17 protein-coding genes are annotated in these 16,405 nt (G+C 45.4%); 7 read left to right on the forward strand and 10 right to left on the reverse strand.

Translation table 11 applies throughout. From position 1 onward, the window contains the following. Positions 1–5 precede the first annotated feature (5 nt). On the reverse strand, positions 6–332 hold the full coding sequence (locus D0A37_RS07585; protein WP_242722943.1) for a hypothetical protein: 327 nt from the start codon (positions 330–332) through the stop codon (positions 6–8). 98 nt (positions 333–430) lie between these two features. Here D0A37_RS07585 and D0A37_RS07590 point away from each other — a divergent pair, with 98 nt between their 5' ends. Then, positions 431–880 (forward strand): hypothetical protein, encoded by a 450-nt coding sequence (locus D0A37_RS07590; RefSeq protein ID WP_242722945.1) that lies wholly within the window; start codon positions 431–433, stop codon positions 878–880. Between the two features lie 23 nt (positions 881–903). Continuing rightward, on the forward strand, positions 904–2,337 hold the full coding sequence (locus D0A37_RS07595) for a serine hydrolase (RefSeq protein WP_242722949.1): 1,434 nt from the start codon (positions 904–906) through the stop codon (positions 2,335–2,337). A gap of 121 nt (positions 2,338–2,458) precedes the next feature. On the opposite strand, the gene D0A37_RS07600 is transcribed toward D0A37_RS07595, so the two are convergent. The 6 genes from D0A37_RS07600 to folK form a co-directional block, all read right to left on the reverse strand. Further along, positions 2,459–3,106: a Uma2 family endonuclease gene (locus D0A37_RS07600; RefSeq protein ID WP_242722952.1), complete on the reverse strand. Its 648-nt coding sequence runs from the start codon at positions 3,104–3,106 to the stop codon at positions 2,459–2,461. A 94-nt stretch (positions 3,107–3,200) separates the two neighbouring features. Next, complete coding sequence (locus tag D0A37_RS29385; RefSeq protein WP_445242500.1) at positions 3,201–3,572, reverse strand: Uma2 family endonuclease; 372 nt, start codon at positions 3,570–3,572, stop codon at positions 3,201–3,203. 33 nt (positions 3,573–3,605) lie between these two features. Continuing rightward, entirely contained in the window at positions 3,606–3,848 is a 243-nt protein-coding gene (locus D0A37_RS29390) for a Uma2 family endonuclease (RefSeq protein ID WP_445242501.1), read from the reverse strand. A gap of 114 nt (positions 3,849–3,962) precedes the next feature. Next, positions 3,963–5,414 (reverse strand): FAD-binding domain-containing protein, encoded by a 1,452-nt coding sequence (locus D0A37_RS07610; RefSeq protein ID WP_242722956.1) that lies wholly within the window; start codon positions 5,412–5,414, stop codon positions 3,963–3,965. A gap of 147 nt (positions 5,415–5,561) precedes the next feature. After that, positions 5,562–6,110: an NUDIX hydrolase gene (locus tag D0A37_RS07615; protein WP_242725419.1), complete on the reverse strand. Its 549-nt coding sequence runs from the start codon at positions 6,108–6,110 to the stop codon at positions 5,562–5,564. 179 nt (positions 6,111–6,289) lie between these two features. After that, complete coding sequence (gene folK, locus D0A37_RS07620) at positions 6,290–6,778, reverse strand: 2-amino-4-hydroxy-6-hydroxymethyldihydropteridine diphosphokinase (RefSeq protein WP_242722958.1); 489 nt, start codon at positions 6,776–6,778, stop codon at positions 6,290–6,292. A gap of 421 nt (positions 6,779–7,199) precedes the next feature. Between folK and D0A37_RS07625 the strand changes: the two genes are divergently transcribed. The 3 genes from D0A37_RS07625 (at position 7,200) to D0A37_RS07635 (ending at position 10,508) form a co-directional block, all read left to right on the forward strand. Next, positions 7,200–7,667 (forward strand): hypothetical protein, encoded by a 468-nt coding sequence (locus D0A37_RS07625; RefSeq protein WP_242722961.1) that lies wholly within the window; start codon positions 7,200–7,202, stop codon positions 7,665–7,667. Positions 7,668–7,973: 306 nt separating this feature from the next. Further along, positions 7,974–10,325, forward strand: coding sequence for a PhoX family protein (locus D0A37_RS07630; protein ID WP_242722963.1), 2,352 nt, complete (start codon positions 7,974–7,976; stop codon positions 10,323–10,325). Positions 10,326–10,361: 36 nt separating this feature from the next. Next, positions 10,362–10,508 carry a hypothetical protein gene (locus D0A37_RS07635; protein ID WP_242722966.1) on the forward strand — a complete coding sequence of 49 codons (147 nt, stop codon included), beginning with the start codon at positions 10,362–10,364 and terminating at the stop codon, positions 10,506–10,508. Positions 10,509–10,659: 151 nt separating this feature from the next. Here D0A37_RS07635 and D0A37_RS07640 read toward each other — a convergent pair whose 3' ends face one another. Together D0A37_RS07640 and larC are read right to left on the reverse strand one after the other, a co-directional pair. Then, positions 10,660–11,220, reverse strand: a complete 561-nt coding sequence (locus tag D0A37_RS07640; protein WP_242722969.1) for a Uma2 family endonuclease — start codon at positions 11,218–11,220, stop codon at positions 10,660–10,662. A 250-nt stretch (positions 11,221–11,470) separates the two neighbouring features. Next, positions 11,471–12,880, reverse strand: coding sequence for a nickel pincer cofactor biosynthesis protein LarC (gene larC, locus D0A37_RS07645; protein WP_242722972.1), 1,410 nt, complete (start codon positions 12,878–12,880; stop codon positions 11,471–11,473). A 75-nt stretch (positions 12,881–12,955) separates the two neighbouring features. Between larC and D0A37_RS07650 the strand changes: the two genes are divergently transcribed. After that, positions 12,956–13,621: an L-threonylcarbamoyladenylate synthase gene (locus D0A37_RS07650; RefSeq protein WP_242722975.1), complete on the forward strand. Its 666-nt coding sequence runs from the start codon at positions 12,956–12,958 to the stop codon at positions 13,619–13,621. A gap of 200 nt (positions 13,622–13,821) precedes the next feature. Here the strand turns inward: D0A37_RS07650 and D0A37_RS07655 are convergent, their stop codons facing one another. Then, on the reverse strand, positions 13,822–14,106 hold the full coding sequence (locus tag D0A37_RS07655; protein WP_190738299.1) for a DUF427 domain-containing protein: 285 nt from the start codon (positions 14,104–14,106) through the stop codon (positions 13,822–13,824). 97 nt (positions 14,107–14,203) lie between these two features. Here D0A37_RS07655 and recQ point away from each other — a divergent pair, with 97 nt between their 5' ends. Next, positions 14,204–16,399 (forward strand): DNA helicase RecQ, encoded by a 2,196-nt coding sequence (gene recQ, locus D0A37_RS07660; RefSeq protein ID WP_242722977.1) that lies wholly within the window; start codon positions 14,204–14,206, stop codon positions 16,397–16,399. Positions 16,400–16,405 lie beyond the last annotated feature (6 nt).

A 16,405-nucleotide genomic window follows, 5' to 3' on the forward strand; every position in this document is an offset into this window, starting at 1 on the left:
TCCTATTATTTGTCGTTAGTATTTGAGGACTGGGGGGAAATTGCCAATTTATACGCTATGTAGATTAGCACTCCGAGAACGGCAAGAGTCATCAGCGCTGAAATTAGCTGTACGACGCTATTGAAGACTGTCAGGACAATTATCGATCCGACGGCAAAGGCTGCCACTTGCCCCGGTTTGGGGAGTCTTTGAAACTTGTCGAGTAATTGATTGTATAAGGTGCCGACGGCTTGATAGCTGTTTGAATTTTGTGTGATGAGTGGCGATCGTTCTAGTTTAGCTTTTAGTTCTCCGAACGCTTGCTGCCATTTGAAGTTATTTTGAGGATTCATAAAAAAAATTCCGAAGTTATTTTAGATTAATGTGTTTGGAACCGCCATTATCCCCTACCGTCAAAGAACTAGAACCAAATGTCATTGTGTGAGGAAACATGAAGATCAATTATCCGGGCGATCGCGGCAAACTGTGGTTTAGCCGGATCGTGACCGTAGCCTTGGCAATGATTTTAGCGGATGCCGGTGCCCTTCGGAGCCAACCGCTACAAATTGCTCCGGGATTTCCCGAACCGCTGGGAGTTTCTGGAGTTTCCGGCGGCCCGAACAATAGCGGCGACTGCGGTTTTGTGTCCCAAGGGCCGAACCACGTCATTGAAGTAACGCAGGATTTGCCTTATTGGCGGATTGCAGTACAAACCGCTGGAGCTCCGAGTTTGATGATTCAGGGGCCGAGGGGGCGTTTCTGCGTCCTGCCGGCGAATGCTGCTGCGGGGAATGTAGAATTTTCCGGTTATGGGGACAAGGGGACTTATGTTATTTTTGTGGGCGATCGAGCTCAAGGTCAACACCCTTACTCTCTGTCTATTTCTCAGAAGCGAAATTAAAGTTATACCAATACTGAAAAGTCATGCAAGGTCTGAGTGAATTTATCAACAAGGCGATGCAAGAGTGGAAAATACCCGGGCTGGCGATCGCAATCGTTAAAGATAGCCAAATAATTTTTTGTGAAGGCTTTGGAAAGCGAGATGTAGAACAAAATTTAATTGTTACACCGCAAACTCTCTTTGCAATTGGTTCTTGTACGAAACCTTTTACCACAATGGCGATGGGTATTTTGGCAGACCGCGGCAAATTAGACTGGGATCGACCTGTCAGAAATTATCTGCCCACTTTTAAACTTTATGACTCCTATGCAACCGAACGTATGACACCCCGCGACCTCGTGACTCATCGGTCTGGCTTACCCCGTCACGATGCTATGTGGTATAAAAGTCCCTTCACCCGTAAAGAAATATTCGATCGCTTACAATATCTCGAACCCACTCACGAATTGCGTACTATTTTTCAGTATCAAAGTTTGATGTACATGACCGCTGGCTACTTGGTTGGTGAAATTGCAGAGAGTAGCTGGGAAGAATTTGTGCAACAGGAAATTTTTAATCCTTTAGAAATGAGAGATAGTAATTTCTCTGTAGAGACATCCCAACAAGCTGATGATTTTGCACTTCCTTATCAAGAAAAATCCGACAAAGTTGAGAGATTACCCTTTTGTAATGTCGATGTTATCGGCCCAGCCGGTTCGATAAATTCCAACGTTGCTGATATGGCTAAGTGGCTTTTACTCCATCTCGATCGGGGTAAGTATGGCGAGAAACAAATTATCTCGCCAAGTAATCTGAGCGAGATGCACGCTCCACAAATCGCGCTCGGTCAACCGCTGGAATATAATGAACTTTTTTATTATTTTTATGGTTTGGGATGGGAGATTACCTCTTACCGAGGTCATAATTTAATTCAGCATGGCGGTAATATTGATGGATTTTCTGCACTGACAACTTTGCTGCCTCAAGACAATATTGGTATAGTAGTTCTGACTAATATGGCTCTAAACTTAGTACCAGATACTGTGACTTATTATATATGCGATCGCTTGCTCGGTCTAGACGAAGCTCCTTGGAATCAACGAATGAAGGAAAAATATGCTCAAAGCAAAGAATCTGCTGCAAAAGCCAAAGAGCAAATCGCCGTTGACTATCGTAAAACAGGAACCCAGCCTTCTCATCCTCTAGAAGATTACACAGGTTATTTTGAGCATCCAGCATACGGAATCTTATCAATTGAAATTAATGACGAGCGTTTAACAGCAACTCATAATTCAATTATTTATAAATTAGAACACTACCACTATGACATTTTTGTTGAATCTGAGTTGGGCGAGCGACCAGAACTTATATCTTTCTTAACTGATACCAAAGGCAATATTGCTAGCCTTAGCTTTTCCCTAGAACCGACTGTGAAAGAGATTTTATTTACCCGGATGCCTGAGAGCAAATCTCATTAATCCGGGCAGCAGCGTAGAGGCACACCCCGAACAGAGCCCAATTTCTGATTTAATTAACCACCTCAAATGCTGCACACCTCCTCAGCCACAGCGGTCAAGTTTGTAGTGAGGACTTCAGTCCTCAAAGCCTGATTTGTTCTCTAACCCACTGGCGAAACAATCTGAGAGTTTGACTCGTCCCCGCTGTTTGGCTTTGTTCGCAATATTGAGAAATAGCTGCAATAATTGGCAAATTGGGAAAAATCGAACTAATTTCCGATTCAACATATTTCCCATCTTCAAGCACATTAATCAGAAGCTTTTTATTTTCATAGCGCCAAATTTCAGGGACTCCCAGCGCCTCGTAAGCATCGAGTTGAGTTTTGGAAGTTAGATCGACTTCAATTGCTAAGTCAGGCGGCGGATCGACAGTTAAGTCGATCCGCTTTTTACCAATCATTAGAGCATAATTCTGAATGTAAAAGCAGTTGTCAGGTTCAATTCCTTGTAACATACTTTTTCGCTTAAAAGTCGTCGAACCAAAACATTCTCGATCAATTTCAAGTTCTTCGAGTAATATTTTCACCATATCGCCAATGATTTCCTTATTGAATTCATGTTCTGGTAGTGGCATCCTAATCTCCAAAGTCCCTTGACTGTAAGCTATTCTAGAGCCACGGTGTTCTCCCAACTCTTCTAAAATTGCTTCAAATTCCTGCCAGTTGACATCATCTAACAGCACTCTATGTCCAGGTGGTACAATGATTTGTCTTAATTGCAGCGTTACCATTTGAATCTCCGATTTATTTAAGTTTATGATAACTTGTCTGTATCGGTAATTGGGCATTGGGAAACAGTCAGCTTTGTAGTGAGGACTTCAGTGATCAAAGCCTGATTTGTTCTCTAACCCACTTGCGAAACAATCTGAGAGTTTGACTCGTACCCACTGTTTGGCTTTGTTCGCAATATTGAGAAATAGCTTCAATAATTGGCAGATTGGGAAAAATCGGACTAATTTCAGATTCAACATATTTCCCATCTTGAAGCACATTAATCAGAAGGTTTTTATTTTCATAGCGCCAGATTTCAGGTACTCCCAAAGCTTCGTAAGCATCGAGTTGACTTTTGGAAGTTAGATCGACTTCAATTGCTAAGTCAGGCGGCGGATCGACAGTTAAGTCGATCCGCTTTTTGCCAATCATTAGAGCATAATTCTGAATGTAAAAACATTCATCAGGCTCAATTCCTTGTAACATACTTTTTCGCTTGAAAGTCGTCGAACCAAAGGGTTAAAAGTCGATTTCTAGTTCCTCAAACAAAATTTTCACTAAATAACCAATAATGATTTTAGCTTTCTCATGTTCGGGTAGTGGTATCCTAATCTCCAACGTTCCTTGACTGTAAGCTATTCTAGAGCCACGGTGTTCTCCCAACTCTTCTAAAATTGCTTCAAATTCCTGCCAGTTGACATCATGGAACAGCACTCTATGTCCTGGGGGTACACTGATTTGCCTTAATTGCAGCGTTACCATTTCAACCTCCGATTTCTTTAAGTTTATTATAACTGATACAATCTTTTAAGTTGAGGGGTGTACAGCGCCCCCTCAACTTAATTTACTGGTAACTATCGCCCAAAATCGAGCTGTCTAATCTGCGTTTTTTTGCTGCTTGAAAAGTTCCTTAAACTTGCGCTGCTGCTCGTTGTGATCTACGATCGGAGAGGGATAATGAAGAAGTCGGCGTTCTAAGGACGAAATATTTCCTGTTAGCAAAACTTTAGTATCAACGCGGCGCAATTCTGGAACCCAGTGCCGAATATATTCCCCTTCCGGGTCGAATTTCTGAGCTTGACTCGCCGGATTGAATATTCGCAAAGGTTTCGGGTCCATGCCGCTCGATGCGCTCCACTGCCAGCCGCCGTTATTAGCAGAAAGGTCGGCATCTATCAATTTTTGCATGAAGTATTTTTCACCCCACTGCCAGTTAATAATTAAATCTTTGGTGAGGAAGCTGGCGACTATCATGCGGCAGCGATTGTGCATCCAACCTATCTGATTTAACTGCCGCATTGCTGCATCGATAATAGGATAGCCAGTTTTGCCTCGACACCAAGCTTGAAAAAGCTTTTCATCGTTCTCCCACGGAAAGTCTTTGAATGCTTGACGGTAGGGGCCGTCTGCTAATTCTGGAAAGTTATACATGGCGTGTTGGTAAAATTCCCGCCACGCTATTTCCTGTTGCCAAGTGCGGATGCTTGTGCAGGCTTCTTCGCTGTGGCAAGTGTCCATTACTATCTGAGTAGCTTGCCAAACAGTGCGGATGCCTATTGCACCAAATTTGAGGGCTGCACTGAGTTGAGATGTGCCGTTAGTTGCGGGGAAATTGCGCTGTTCTTGATATTGGTAAATTGCCCGATCGCAAAATTCTTCTAATTTTTGTTGCGCTGCATCTTCTCCGGGTTCTATTACTAATGGATTTTCCCAAATAAATCCCAAACTAGAGGCAGTTGGCACTGTTTCAATTGCACCTGCTTGGTTAGCGAGTTCTTGTTCTTCTGCCGTTAATCCGGTCATTAATTCCAGATAAGTTATCGGCAGTGTCTCTACGGGTGGGGCTTTGGGTTGACTGTTCCATTTTTTCCAAAATGGTGTATAAACTGTGTAGGGTTGTCCTGTACCGCTGCGAATTTCCTCTGGGGCGTGCAGGACTTGATCCCAAAAATTTTGGACTTGAATTCCTGCTTGTTGGAGGGCGTTTGATACGGACTGATCGCGCTGTTTTGCGTAGGGTTCTACATCCCAGTTCCAAAATACTGCTTGAGCATTTATAGCTGTTGCTAATTTCGGTATTCCTATAATCGGGTCATCTTGAATGATCAGCAATTGGCTGCCGGCTTCCCTGTAACGCGCGGAGAGTTTTTGCAAGCAGCCGATCATGTATGTGACTCGGGCTGGCGCTACGTCATCCCGACTTAGGATATTGCGATCGAGACAAAAAATCCCGACTATTTTCGGGCTTTGCTGGCGCGCTGCTGCCAGTCCGATATTGTCAGAAATACGCAAGTCGCGGCGGTGCCAAAATAAAATTAGATCTGACATTCGATTTTAGATTTTAGATTTTAGATTTTAGATTTTAGATTTTACAGTCCTGGACACACGCGGGGTCAAAAACCCGGTTTCTAAGTTAAGACTTATCGGTTTGATGCACGATTATTATAAGAAACCGGGTTTTTTCGTCAGTCCTATTTAAGTCAAAAATGGACGGGCTAAGAAAAAGCTAGAAATTGATTTGGCATCAATAGGTTCCCCAGCTAAAATAGCTTTTTCTAATTCTTCAGGGGTGAATAAAACTGTTTCAATGTCTTCATCATCGTCTTGTGCGGGCGGCTTTTCCAGTTTTTCCAAATCTTGGGCTAAAAAAGCATAAATGATTTCGTCGGAATAACCGGGCGCGAGAAAAAATTGCCCTAAGTTCCGCCATTTTCCGGCCCGATATCCGGTTTCTTCTTCGATTTCGCGTTTGATAGTTTCGGCGGGGCTTTCATTGATTTCGACTGTACCTGCGGGAAATTCTAAAATTCGCCCTTTTGTGGCAAAGCGGTATTGGCGCACCAAGACGAGTTTACCTTCGGGTGTGACGGGAACTGCCAGTGCTCCGCCCGGGTGGCGAATACATTCCCACTCGCCCTCGGAACCGTTGGGAAGACGGAGGGTAGCCACGTCAAAGTTAAATTTGCGCCCTTGGTAAAATAGGCGTTGTTTGAGGAGTTGGGGTAGTTCTTGACCGATCGACATAAGCGACAAGCGAATAATGTTTGAGTGCACCGATTTAAGACATCATAGGCGATCTCATAGGATTTTAGATTTTAGATTTTAGATTTTAGGTTGGGAATGACTGATAACTATCACAGTTTGGAACTTACCTACGGTTGCATTTTTTTTTACTGGTTCGATCCGTGAATTTTGCTCAATTTTTACAATGGCAATTTTTGCACTCCGGAACAGTCTGCGGTTTGCACGAGTTGGACGATCGCACTTTTCGTCACCGGATGCACCCAATCCGGGGCAATTTCTGCTAAAGGTACTAATACAAAAGCTCTTTCTGTCATCCGGGGATGAGGTAGAGTCAGTGTCGGAATTTCTAAGATTAAATCGTCATACAGCAGCAAATCTAGGTCGAGGGTTCTTGGCCCCCATTTTTCTCGGCGAATTCGATTAAATTTTCTCTCGATTTCTAATAATTTTGCTAGCAATTCTTGTGGTTCTAGTGCAACTTCTAGGATGGCGCAGGCGTTGATGTAATCGGGTTGCGGCGGCCCGACGGGGGCGGTTTGATACCAGCTTGAATGAGATTTTACTGCTATTCCTGGGGTGTTGTTGAGGGTTGCGATCGCGCTAGAGAGTGTGGCGAGGGAGTCGCCTAAGTTGCTACCGAGGGCGATCGCACATTTTGTTGATTTCATAAAGAAGAAGGTTCGGCAACGAGCAATGTACGGGATGTAACGGATGTAACGGATGTCAGTCCGATGGAAGAGGGAAGAGGGAAGGCACGACACGGATTTTGACACGGATACACGGATTAATTATCGAGGGTTCCTTCTGATGTTAAAGGAATAATGAAGAGAACGCGGGGGCTGGTTTATCGACATCCTTTGCTACTGACAAGTATTTCCAGTACAACTGAGATATTGCACCATTATCAATAACCATTCTCGGGGCGGGCAGAATGCCCACCCCACAAGAAAAGGCACTTGTTGTGGAACAGGCATCTTGCTTGTTAAGCGGAAATATGGTGACACAAAATATTATTTTAATTTAAGCTTAACAGTCTGTTAAATTTTATTAATTATCATTGACAAGTGTTAGTATTTAGTTTCAAACATAATGAATTTGTACCTACGCTTATTGTCGGGCGTCATTCTAGCAATTATCAGTTTAACAGCAAGTATATCGATAGCTTTGGCTGAAACCAAAGAGCGCTACCTTACCTTAGATTCGGACGGCAGTCAATCTTTTGCGAGTTTAGTGCAGCAGGCGGAAGATTTAGCAAAAGAGTCGATCGCCCGCGAGTTTCAAGAAAATGCGGCATTAACAGAAGTTACAATCATCATTACAGCCGATCGCCGCCGACAAAGAGTTCCAGTTTTGCGATCGAGAGTATCCCGCCACGACTGGCAAAAAGATGCGAGAATCGAACAGTGGACTAGATATTTTGCCGATGCTCAATTGCTGCTGGGATTTAGAGACGGCAATACTTCGCCCCGAAATTCAGGGTCTTCGCAAGTGATGAATGTACCTGCGCCCAGTCGAGCGACATCGCGAGAAAACGATCCGGGTTTTCGAGATGATTAGCTTTTAAACTCCTAGGGGCGGGTAAGGGAGAAAAAACTCTAGTTATACACATAAACTCTATACAAAACCCGCCCCCTAACTAACTAACTTAATACATTATCGCTCAGTCCTTATAGCGAAATCTTCAGCTTTGATCGACAAGTTTTTACTTCTGGCGTACTAATTAGATTGGTGCTAATTTAACCTATTTTTAACTAAAATTTATCCCTACTTTAATTAACCAAAACCTTAACTATCCTTAATTTAACAGTAGTAAATTTCTATTAGACTCGTATGAGTAGGGATGTTGGGTTGAATAAGGAATTTATGTCTAAAATAACTCGCCGACAACTGCTAATTTTCTTTGGTAGCAGTGCAGCTACCACCGTGCTTGCCCCTCAGTTAACTCAAACACTGTTTGGCATCAATTCCACCTCGACCGAAGCTGTTGTAGGGCCACTATCTTTCACTCCGTTAAGACTTCCCCACCCGCTGCCGATTTATCGAGAACTGCCCAGCTTCATGGCGATGGCGCCGGGGGGACAGGGAACCGTGATGGCTGCCTCGCAGGATACTAGATTAACCAGCTACAGCGTTGTTGACGATATGGTTGTGCCGCCGGAATACGAACGTTACGTGATTGTCCGCTGGGGCGATCGAGTTTTCCCCGATCCGGCAGACTATTTCGGCTACAACAACGACTACACAGGCTTTGTAGGCCTGGGTGGCAGCAATGACGACGGTTATCTCTGGGTTAACCACGAGTACGTATCTTTCCCGATGTCGAAAGCAGCGCCGGACACCCCGTCAGATTTGGCATCGTTTCCAGCAACGGATCGCGCCGTCCTCGGTATAGACTTATCGGTAAAGAATCGCGATACCCTTGGCGAATTTCTGTACAATCTCGGTGGTTCGATCGTCCGCATCACCAAACAAGCGAACGGCAGATTTGGGGTGATCGCCGGCGACTCTCTCAACCGCCGCATCCACGGACTGTCCGGCCTCGGAATCAACAGCCAGCGTTCCGACACATACAAAGATGTCACCTCCTGGGGAAGCAGACAAGGCGACGACAACTACCTCATCGGCACGGGTCCTGCAGCCACCCAAGTCTTCGCCCAAGTCAACACCGACGGACTCGGCAACCGGATAATCGGTACAGCCTACAACTGTTCCGGTGGCACAAGCCCTTGGGGCACAATCCTCTCAGCCGAAGAAAATTTCCAAGGTAGCGAAGCATTTTTCGTCGGAGTTCAGGAAAACATCAAGCCCAACGGCGGCCAAACCGGCTACGCCAAGGGCACTATCGGCGAGGAATTCGGCTTAGTCGGCGAAAAATATGGCTGGATGGTAGAAGTCGATCCCCAAGATCCGAGTTTCCGCCCCCGGAAGCACACATGGTTGGGCCGCTTCCGCCACGAAAACGTCGCGATTCGCGCCGAAGCAGGCCGCAGATTAGTAGTGTACATGGGAGACGATCGGCGCGGCGGACACACCTGGAAATTTGTCAGCAACGGTAGTGTCACAAATCCCGCAGATAAAACCAACAGCCGCTTGTTTGAAGACGGCGTTTTGTACGTTGCCCAATACAACCGCAACGGTACTGGAAGATGGCTGCCACTAACTATAAATAGCCAGACAAATCCAGTGCGTCCTTCTAAAGTTGGCGAGGCGGAATTAGCAAGTTTTGGCAAAGCTCAAAGAGATGCCGCTACTCGCTTCCCCAAACGCGCAGGAATTGCTGGTCAAACCGAAGACGGCGGTTCTTTTGTAGTAGATACAACCAATGAAGCAACAGCACTTCCGGGCTACCAAAATAAAACTCTGGCTGATTTCTACAGCAGCCAAGGTGCGGTTTTAGTTGATGCTTTTTTAGCTGCTAATTTGATTGGTGGCACTCCGACGGCGCGACCGGAAGATTTGGAAGTTAATCCTACTACTAAGGAAGTTTTTATTGCCTATACTGACGGCGCACCGGGAAGCGACGGCTATCCAGATTCTCGCATTTTTAATGTTGCTAAATACGGTAGCGCAGTCAACAGCAATCAGCAGTCGGGAGGACTTTACAAAATAATTGAAGACAGTCCTGATGGTGCGGGTTTGACGTTCCGCTGGCAGCGTTTGGCTCAAGGTGGAGAAGCCGGTGCGGCAGATGGGGCGGGATTTGCTAATGTAGACAATTTGGCTTTTGACCCTCAAGGCAATGTTTGGGGCGTGACTGATATGTCTACGAGCACGCACAACGGTTTTGATGTCGGTGCGACTGGAGAGCCAACGACGATCGACCACAACAAGACTGGAAATGTGTCAGATATTACTGGTGTTTTCGGCAACAATTGGCTGTTTTACACTCCGACTTCCGGCCCGAATGCAGGAACAGTAGTTCCGTTTGCTTACGGCCCGAACCGATGCGAATTGACGGGGCCAACTTTTATCGGAGACACGCTGTTGCTTGCGGTGCAGCATCCTGGGGAAGATTGTCCGATCGATGATGGTACTGTACTCAGTCGGCAAATTGAAATGTTGGATTTGAACGGTGCTCTTTTTAATCAGGCTCGTAGTGTTGCTCGCGGCAGTTTGTGGCCGAGCAATATTGAGAACGATCGGCGTCGTTCGCCGATGCCGTCGGTGATTGGGATTCGCCGCGTGCGATCGACTCCAACGGGTCAGTTTGTTTAAATTTTACATTTTGCACCATTCTCAAGAACAGGCAAGATGCCTGTTCCACAAAGAGTAAATTTTCTTGTGGAACAGGCATTTTGCCTGTTCATAAAAAGTTTATTGAGAATGGTGCAACATCTCAGTTTAAATAGACCTTACGCCTCGGGGCCCAGAAACCGGGTTTTTACGAATCTGGAGTAAGATTAAATGAACCGCGAGGCACGCGGACGCGAAGAAAGAGAAAGAAGAAAATACTGTTCTTTATTCGCGCTCTTCGCGCCTTCGCGGTTCGTTCAAATAATTAAAAAAAATCCTAGAATAATTAATATCAAATCCCTTAATAGCGGAATTTTTAAGAAAATTGTACTTGGCGATATAAATCGGCGATCGCAATTTCTAGATTCACCGATTCAAGTTGCAAGGAATCGCCCCAACCATACTCGGAGAGAACCCATTGCCCCTGTTGATTGCGCCGAAATATCTCTACTCCGGGCTGTTCTACTTGCACCAAGACATACTCTTGCAGTGTTGAAAGTTGGCGGTATTTAGCAAATTTAATGCCGCGATCTGCTGCTTCTGTGGAAGGCGATAAAACTTCGATAATTAAGAAAGGAAATTGCACTAATTGCGGATCGTTATCAGGCTCATCACCAGTTACTACAACATCAGGATAAAAATACTTTTGCCCTGGTTCCACTTGGACTTTTACATCTATAATGTAAATTTCGTAAGGGAGATTAAGGCGATCGTCTAATAGCTTGAAAAAGTTTATGGTAATTCGATTGTGATTGCGGGTTTGACCGCTTATCGCGACTACTTCGCCATCCCAATACTCGTAGCGTTCCTCTTGGGTGGGTTCCCAAGCCAGGTATTCTTCTGCGCTCATCGATAGGCGATCGGGTAACGCAACCATAATGCGATCGGAAATGAAGTATGTTTCTATAATAGCTTGAAGAAAAAGCGATTAAAAGGGCGGGTTTTTGAGATTGTCAATTATTGGCAGATATTTTTCGTGAACCCGCCCCTACCGTATTAGGGTAATCGACCGGACATGATATCAGAGCTTTTGATTTCTCTGATTTAGATATTCCTCCTGCCTGCTGGGTCGGACGGTTTTTCACCCCGTCATGGACTAAATTTCTCTTGTAATTCACTGTAATTGATTAAGTGCGATCGTACCAACTTTGCAGCGCCAAGCGGTGAACTTCCCGCCAGCTAATATTTTTAATTCTGGCAATTTCCGCGCAATCTTCGTATTCCGGCTGTACATTAACAATCGTTTCTCCCGACTTCGCAACTTTTATCTTGACTTCGCCGTATTCTGTTTTAACGGTCTGGATTTGTCGGTGTAAAATAGTTCTCTGTTGAGTCGAGATCCTAATTCCCAGAGTAGTAGTTTCGCGAAAAATAACTGCTTCGCAAGCATCCTGCAATTCGGGAGGACAAATCGCCGTTAACAAAACCCCCAGCCGCGACTTTTTCATCACAATTGGTGCAGTGAAAACATCCAGAGCTCCGGCGGCAAACAAAGCATCAAAAACATAGCCGATCGCCTGCGGACTCAAATCATCAATTTGTGTTTCCAATACCGTAATAGTTTCTATGGAATTGGGCATTGGTAATTGGGAATCGGGCATTGGGAATTGGGAATTAGTAGCCGTCTTTCTCCCACTCTCCCACTCTCCCACTCTCCCACTCTCCCCTTCTGACTTCTCCCCAATCCAGAGGCGCAAAATATTAGGAATTGCCAGGTTTCGAGAACCTGCACCCAAACCGATCGCCTGAATTTGCATCGACGGTGGCGGGCCGAAAGCAGAGGCGAGAGTACAGGCGATCGCAGTTCCCGTAGGAGTGCACAATTCGCGATCGATCCCATTGCTGTAAACCGGCACTCGGTGCGTTTCCCACAACCGCATCACCGCCGGCGTCGGCACCGCTAATCTGCCGTGGGCAGCCTTCACCGTACCTGCACCAGTCGGCATTGCCGAAAAGTAAAATTCATCAATATCCAACCAATCTAAACCCAAACAAGTACCGACAATATCAATAATTGCATCCGTCGCCCCCACCTCGTGAAAGTGAACCTCGCTTGGGGGGATACCGTGTACGGCACCTTCTGCCTCTGCTAATTTGCCAAATACAGTCAAACTCCAAGCTTCCACGCGCGGAGGCAATTTTGCAGAGACGATGATTTGCTCAATTTGTGGCAAGTGGCGGTGATGAGTGTGGCTAATTTCGGCATCTGCTTCGCCGTGACTGTGAGAATGTTCTTCCCCGTGATGATGGTGGTGGCGGGCGTCAAAAGTCGGGGATTCGGTTTCCGAGGGATCGAGTTCGGTAGCGGGATTTGTGGGTTTTAACGACAAATCCGCAGCTAAATCGACATAAAATTTAGTTGCTTGTTGAGTATTCCGGTGGACTAATTCCGTCCGCAACTGGTACTCTGTCGAAATGCCGAGCAAATTGAGTTTTTCGATTAGGTAGTCTAAAGGAACGCCAGCGTGGATGAGAGCTCCGATGCACATATCGCCAGCAATGCCGGTTGGACAGTCAAAATAAGCTATTTTATTCATTGTTAACAATTAATTTTCAACATTGATTGTTTCACTCGATATTTCGATCGCCCACTTAGCCTGCAATATCTTAACATGGCAACTATTTACGAAGTGCATCCAGTTGCACCCCAAAGAGACCGGATCGAGAAGATTACAAAAGCTCTAAAAGATGGGGCCGTGATGCTTTATCCAACAGATACAGTTTACGCGATCGGCTGCGATCTCAACTCCAAGTCTGGGGTAGAACGAGTTAGGCAGATCAAGCAACTATCCAATGACAAGCCTTTAACGTTTTTGTGTTCCTCTCTGTCAAATATCACCGACTATGCTGCCGTCAGCGATGAAGCATACAGAATTATCAAGCGGTTAATACCGGGGCCTTATACATTTCTGCTGCCAGCTACCAAGTTAGTGCCACGGTTGGTAATGAGCCCGAAGCGCAAAACCACTGGAATTCGCGTTCCAGACCAGCGGCTTTGTTTTACACTGTTGGAAGCCTTGGGAAATCCGATTATTTCAACTTCCGCTCACATTACCACGGATGATGAAGGTGCAGCACCAGTCCCTGCATCTAAAGCAGAAAGCTTTGGCAAAGCTGAGCTGTTTGACTGTTTTTCAAAGCTAGTGGATGTCATTGTCGATGACGGTTCCGATCCGGGATATCAAGTTTCTACCATTCTCGATTTGACACAAAGCGAACCGATTGTTGTTCGCCGCGGTTTGGGATGGGAAGCAGTCGCCGTTTGGGAAAAAGATTAATTTTGGAGATACAAGAAAATTCACTCTTTGTGGAACAGGCATCTTGCCTGTTCTTGAGAATTGTAATCCCGAACTTTTCCGAGAACCCCGTCAACTTTGTGGAACAGGCATCTTGCCTGTTCTTAAGAATAGTGAAATAATGCCCAGAACCCATACTTGTTCAAGAAGTTGGGTTCTGAATAGATTAACTCAAAACTGCTTTAAGCCTCTACCTTAACTCCTTTCCAAAAAGCAATATATCCTGCAATATTTTTAGCAGCATCTTTCGGAGTAGGATAGTACCAAGCAGCATCTTTATTAACTTGTCCGCCGACTTCCACACTGTAGTAACTAGCAACACCTTTCCAACCGCAAGTAGTGTGAGTGCTGCTGTCCTTGAAATACTCACGGTTGATGGCATCGGCGGGGAAATAATAGTTGTTGTCTACAATTTCGCACTTATCGCTCTCGGCCAAAACGGCACCATTCCAAATTGCTTTCGGCATCAGTTTTTCTGCTTAAATTGAGATTCTCAATTATTGTAACTGTATTTGTGCTCAAAAGGCATAGAATAGTTTAGAAGCCAACAACCAACTACTGCAAATGTCAGCGTCTAATCCGCCAATATCTTCTGTGCCACTGTCCCTGGAACAAGCTCTTAAACATTTTTTTGGCTATGACTCTTTCCGTCCGGGACAGCAGGAAATTGTCGAAGCTGCTTTACAAAAACGGGATATGATGATTGTCATGCCGACGGGGGGTGGCAAGTCTTTGTGTTTTCAATTACCGGCACTGTTGAAACCGGGATTGACAGTGGTTGTTTCGCCGTTAATTGCTCTGATGCAAGACCAGGTGGAAGCTTTGCAGGATAATGGAATTGGGGCGACTTTTCTCAACAGCACTTTGAGCAGTCAGGAAACCCGATCGCGCGAAACGGCGATTCTCGAAGGTAAGATTAAATTGCTCTATGTTGCGCCCGAACGGTTGCTGGGCGAGAGATTTTTACCGTTTTTAGATATAGTAGCAAATAAGTTAGGAATTTCGGCATTTGCGATCGACGAAGCCCACTGCGTTTCGGAATGGGGGCACGACTTTCGACCAGAATACAGGCAAATGCAACGAGTGCGCGATCGATATCCCGACATTCCCATTATGGGACTAACCGCCACCGCCACCGAGCGCGTCCGCCAAGACATTATCCAGCAGTTAACTCTGCGAAATCCCTACATCCACGTCGCCAGCTTCAACCGCCCCAATTTATACTACGAAGTTCGCCCCAAAACCAAACACAGTTTTGCCGAAGTTTTGCAAATTATCCAAAAAAAAGGCGGTTCGGGAATTATCTATTGCCTCAGCCGCAAAAAAGTTGACGAAGTTGCCTATAAATTGCAACAAAGTGGCATCCAAGCCTTACCCTACCACGCAGGCATGAACGATGTCGATCGCGCCACCAATCAAACCCGCTTCATTCGCGACGACGTGCAAGTAATGGTAGCCACAATAGCCTTCGGTATGGGCATTAACAAACCCGACGTGCGGTTTGTAATTCACTACGACTTACCCAAGAATCTCGAAGGATACTATCAAGAATCCGGCCGCGCAGGCCGAGACAACGAACCCGCCCATTGCAGCTTATTTTTCGGCTACGGCGATGTCAAAATGATCGACTACATCATCGAGCAAAAACCTGATCCACAAGAACAACGAATTGCCCGCCAACAGTTGCGTCGAGTAATCAACTATGCAGAATCCACCGATTGCCGTCGCACAATCCAGTTAAGTTATTTTGGCGATTCATTCCCTGGAAACTGCGGGACTTGCGATAACTGTTGCAACCAAAAACCCGTAGAAGATTGGACGATTGAGGCAATGAAATTTCTTTCTTGCGTCGCCCGATGCCAAGAAAAATTCGGCATGAATCATATTATTGACGTGCTGCGCGGTTCAAAAAATCAAAAAATATTGCAATACCAGCACCACCAACTTTCTACTTACGGAATTGGCAAAGATAGAAGTGCTGAGGAATGGAAAAAATTGAGCCGCACGCTGTTAAATCAAGGTTTGTTAGACGAAAAAACCGACGGATTTCCTATTTTGAAACTGAATGAAAAAAGTTGGGAAATCATGAAACGTCAGCGCACAGTTGAAATCGCCATTGAGCCCCCGCGAGAAGTACAAGGAAAAGTTCGATCTTTGGCAGTAGAAGTAGAAGCTTTATTTACCATACTGCGGACGCTACGCAAGCAAATTGCCGACGAACAATTTGTGCCACCTTACGTAGTTTTTGCCGATAAAAGCTTGCGAGATATGGCAGAAAAACGCCCGCAAAATCTCACCGAATTCGAGGAAGTTTACGGCGTTGGTAGCAACAAGCGAGATAAGTACGGTAAGGTTTTCTTGGAGGCAATTCGCACTTTTTGCCAAGAACAAGGATTGCCAAGTGGTGCTGCATCTTCTGAGGTCGCTAATCTTCCCAATCTTGCTAACGTTGCGTCTTATTCGCAGATGCAAACCTGGGAATTATACCGACAAGGTTTGACAGTTCAAGGAATAGCCAATGCGCGGGGTATGAGTCCTAATACTATTTCTGGGCATCTGATAGAATTGATGGAAATGGGCAGGGAAGTTGATATAAATTTGTTGGTAGAATCGGAACGCCAGCAGGCGATAGTGTACGCAATTGAAGTTATGGGGGATGAGAAACTGAGAGCCATTTATGATTTTTTGGAAGAACGTTATACGTTTGAGGAGATTAAGTTTGTGCGGGCTTGGTGGCGACAAAATTATGTCGGTTTTTAACCGCAG

The organism is Microcoleus vaginatus HSN003 (genome assembly GCF_022701255.1).
Lineage (GTDB): Bacteria > Cyanobacteriota > Cyanobacteriia > Cyanobacteriales > Microcoleaceae > Microcoleus > Microcoleus vaginatus_B.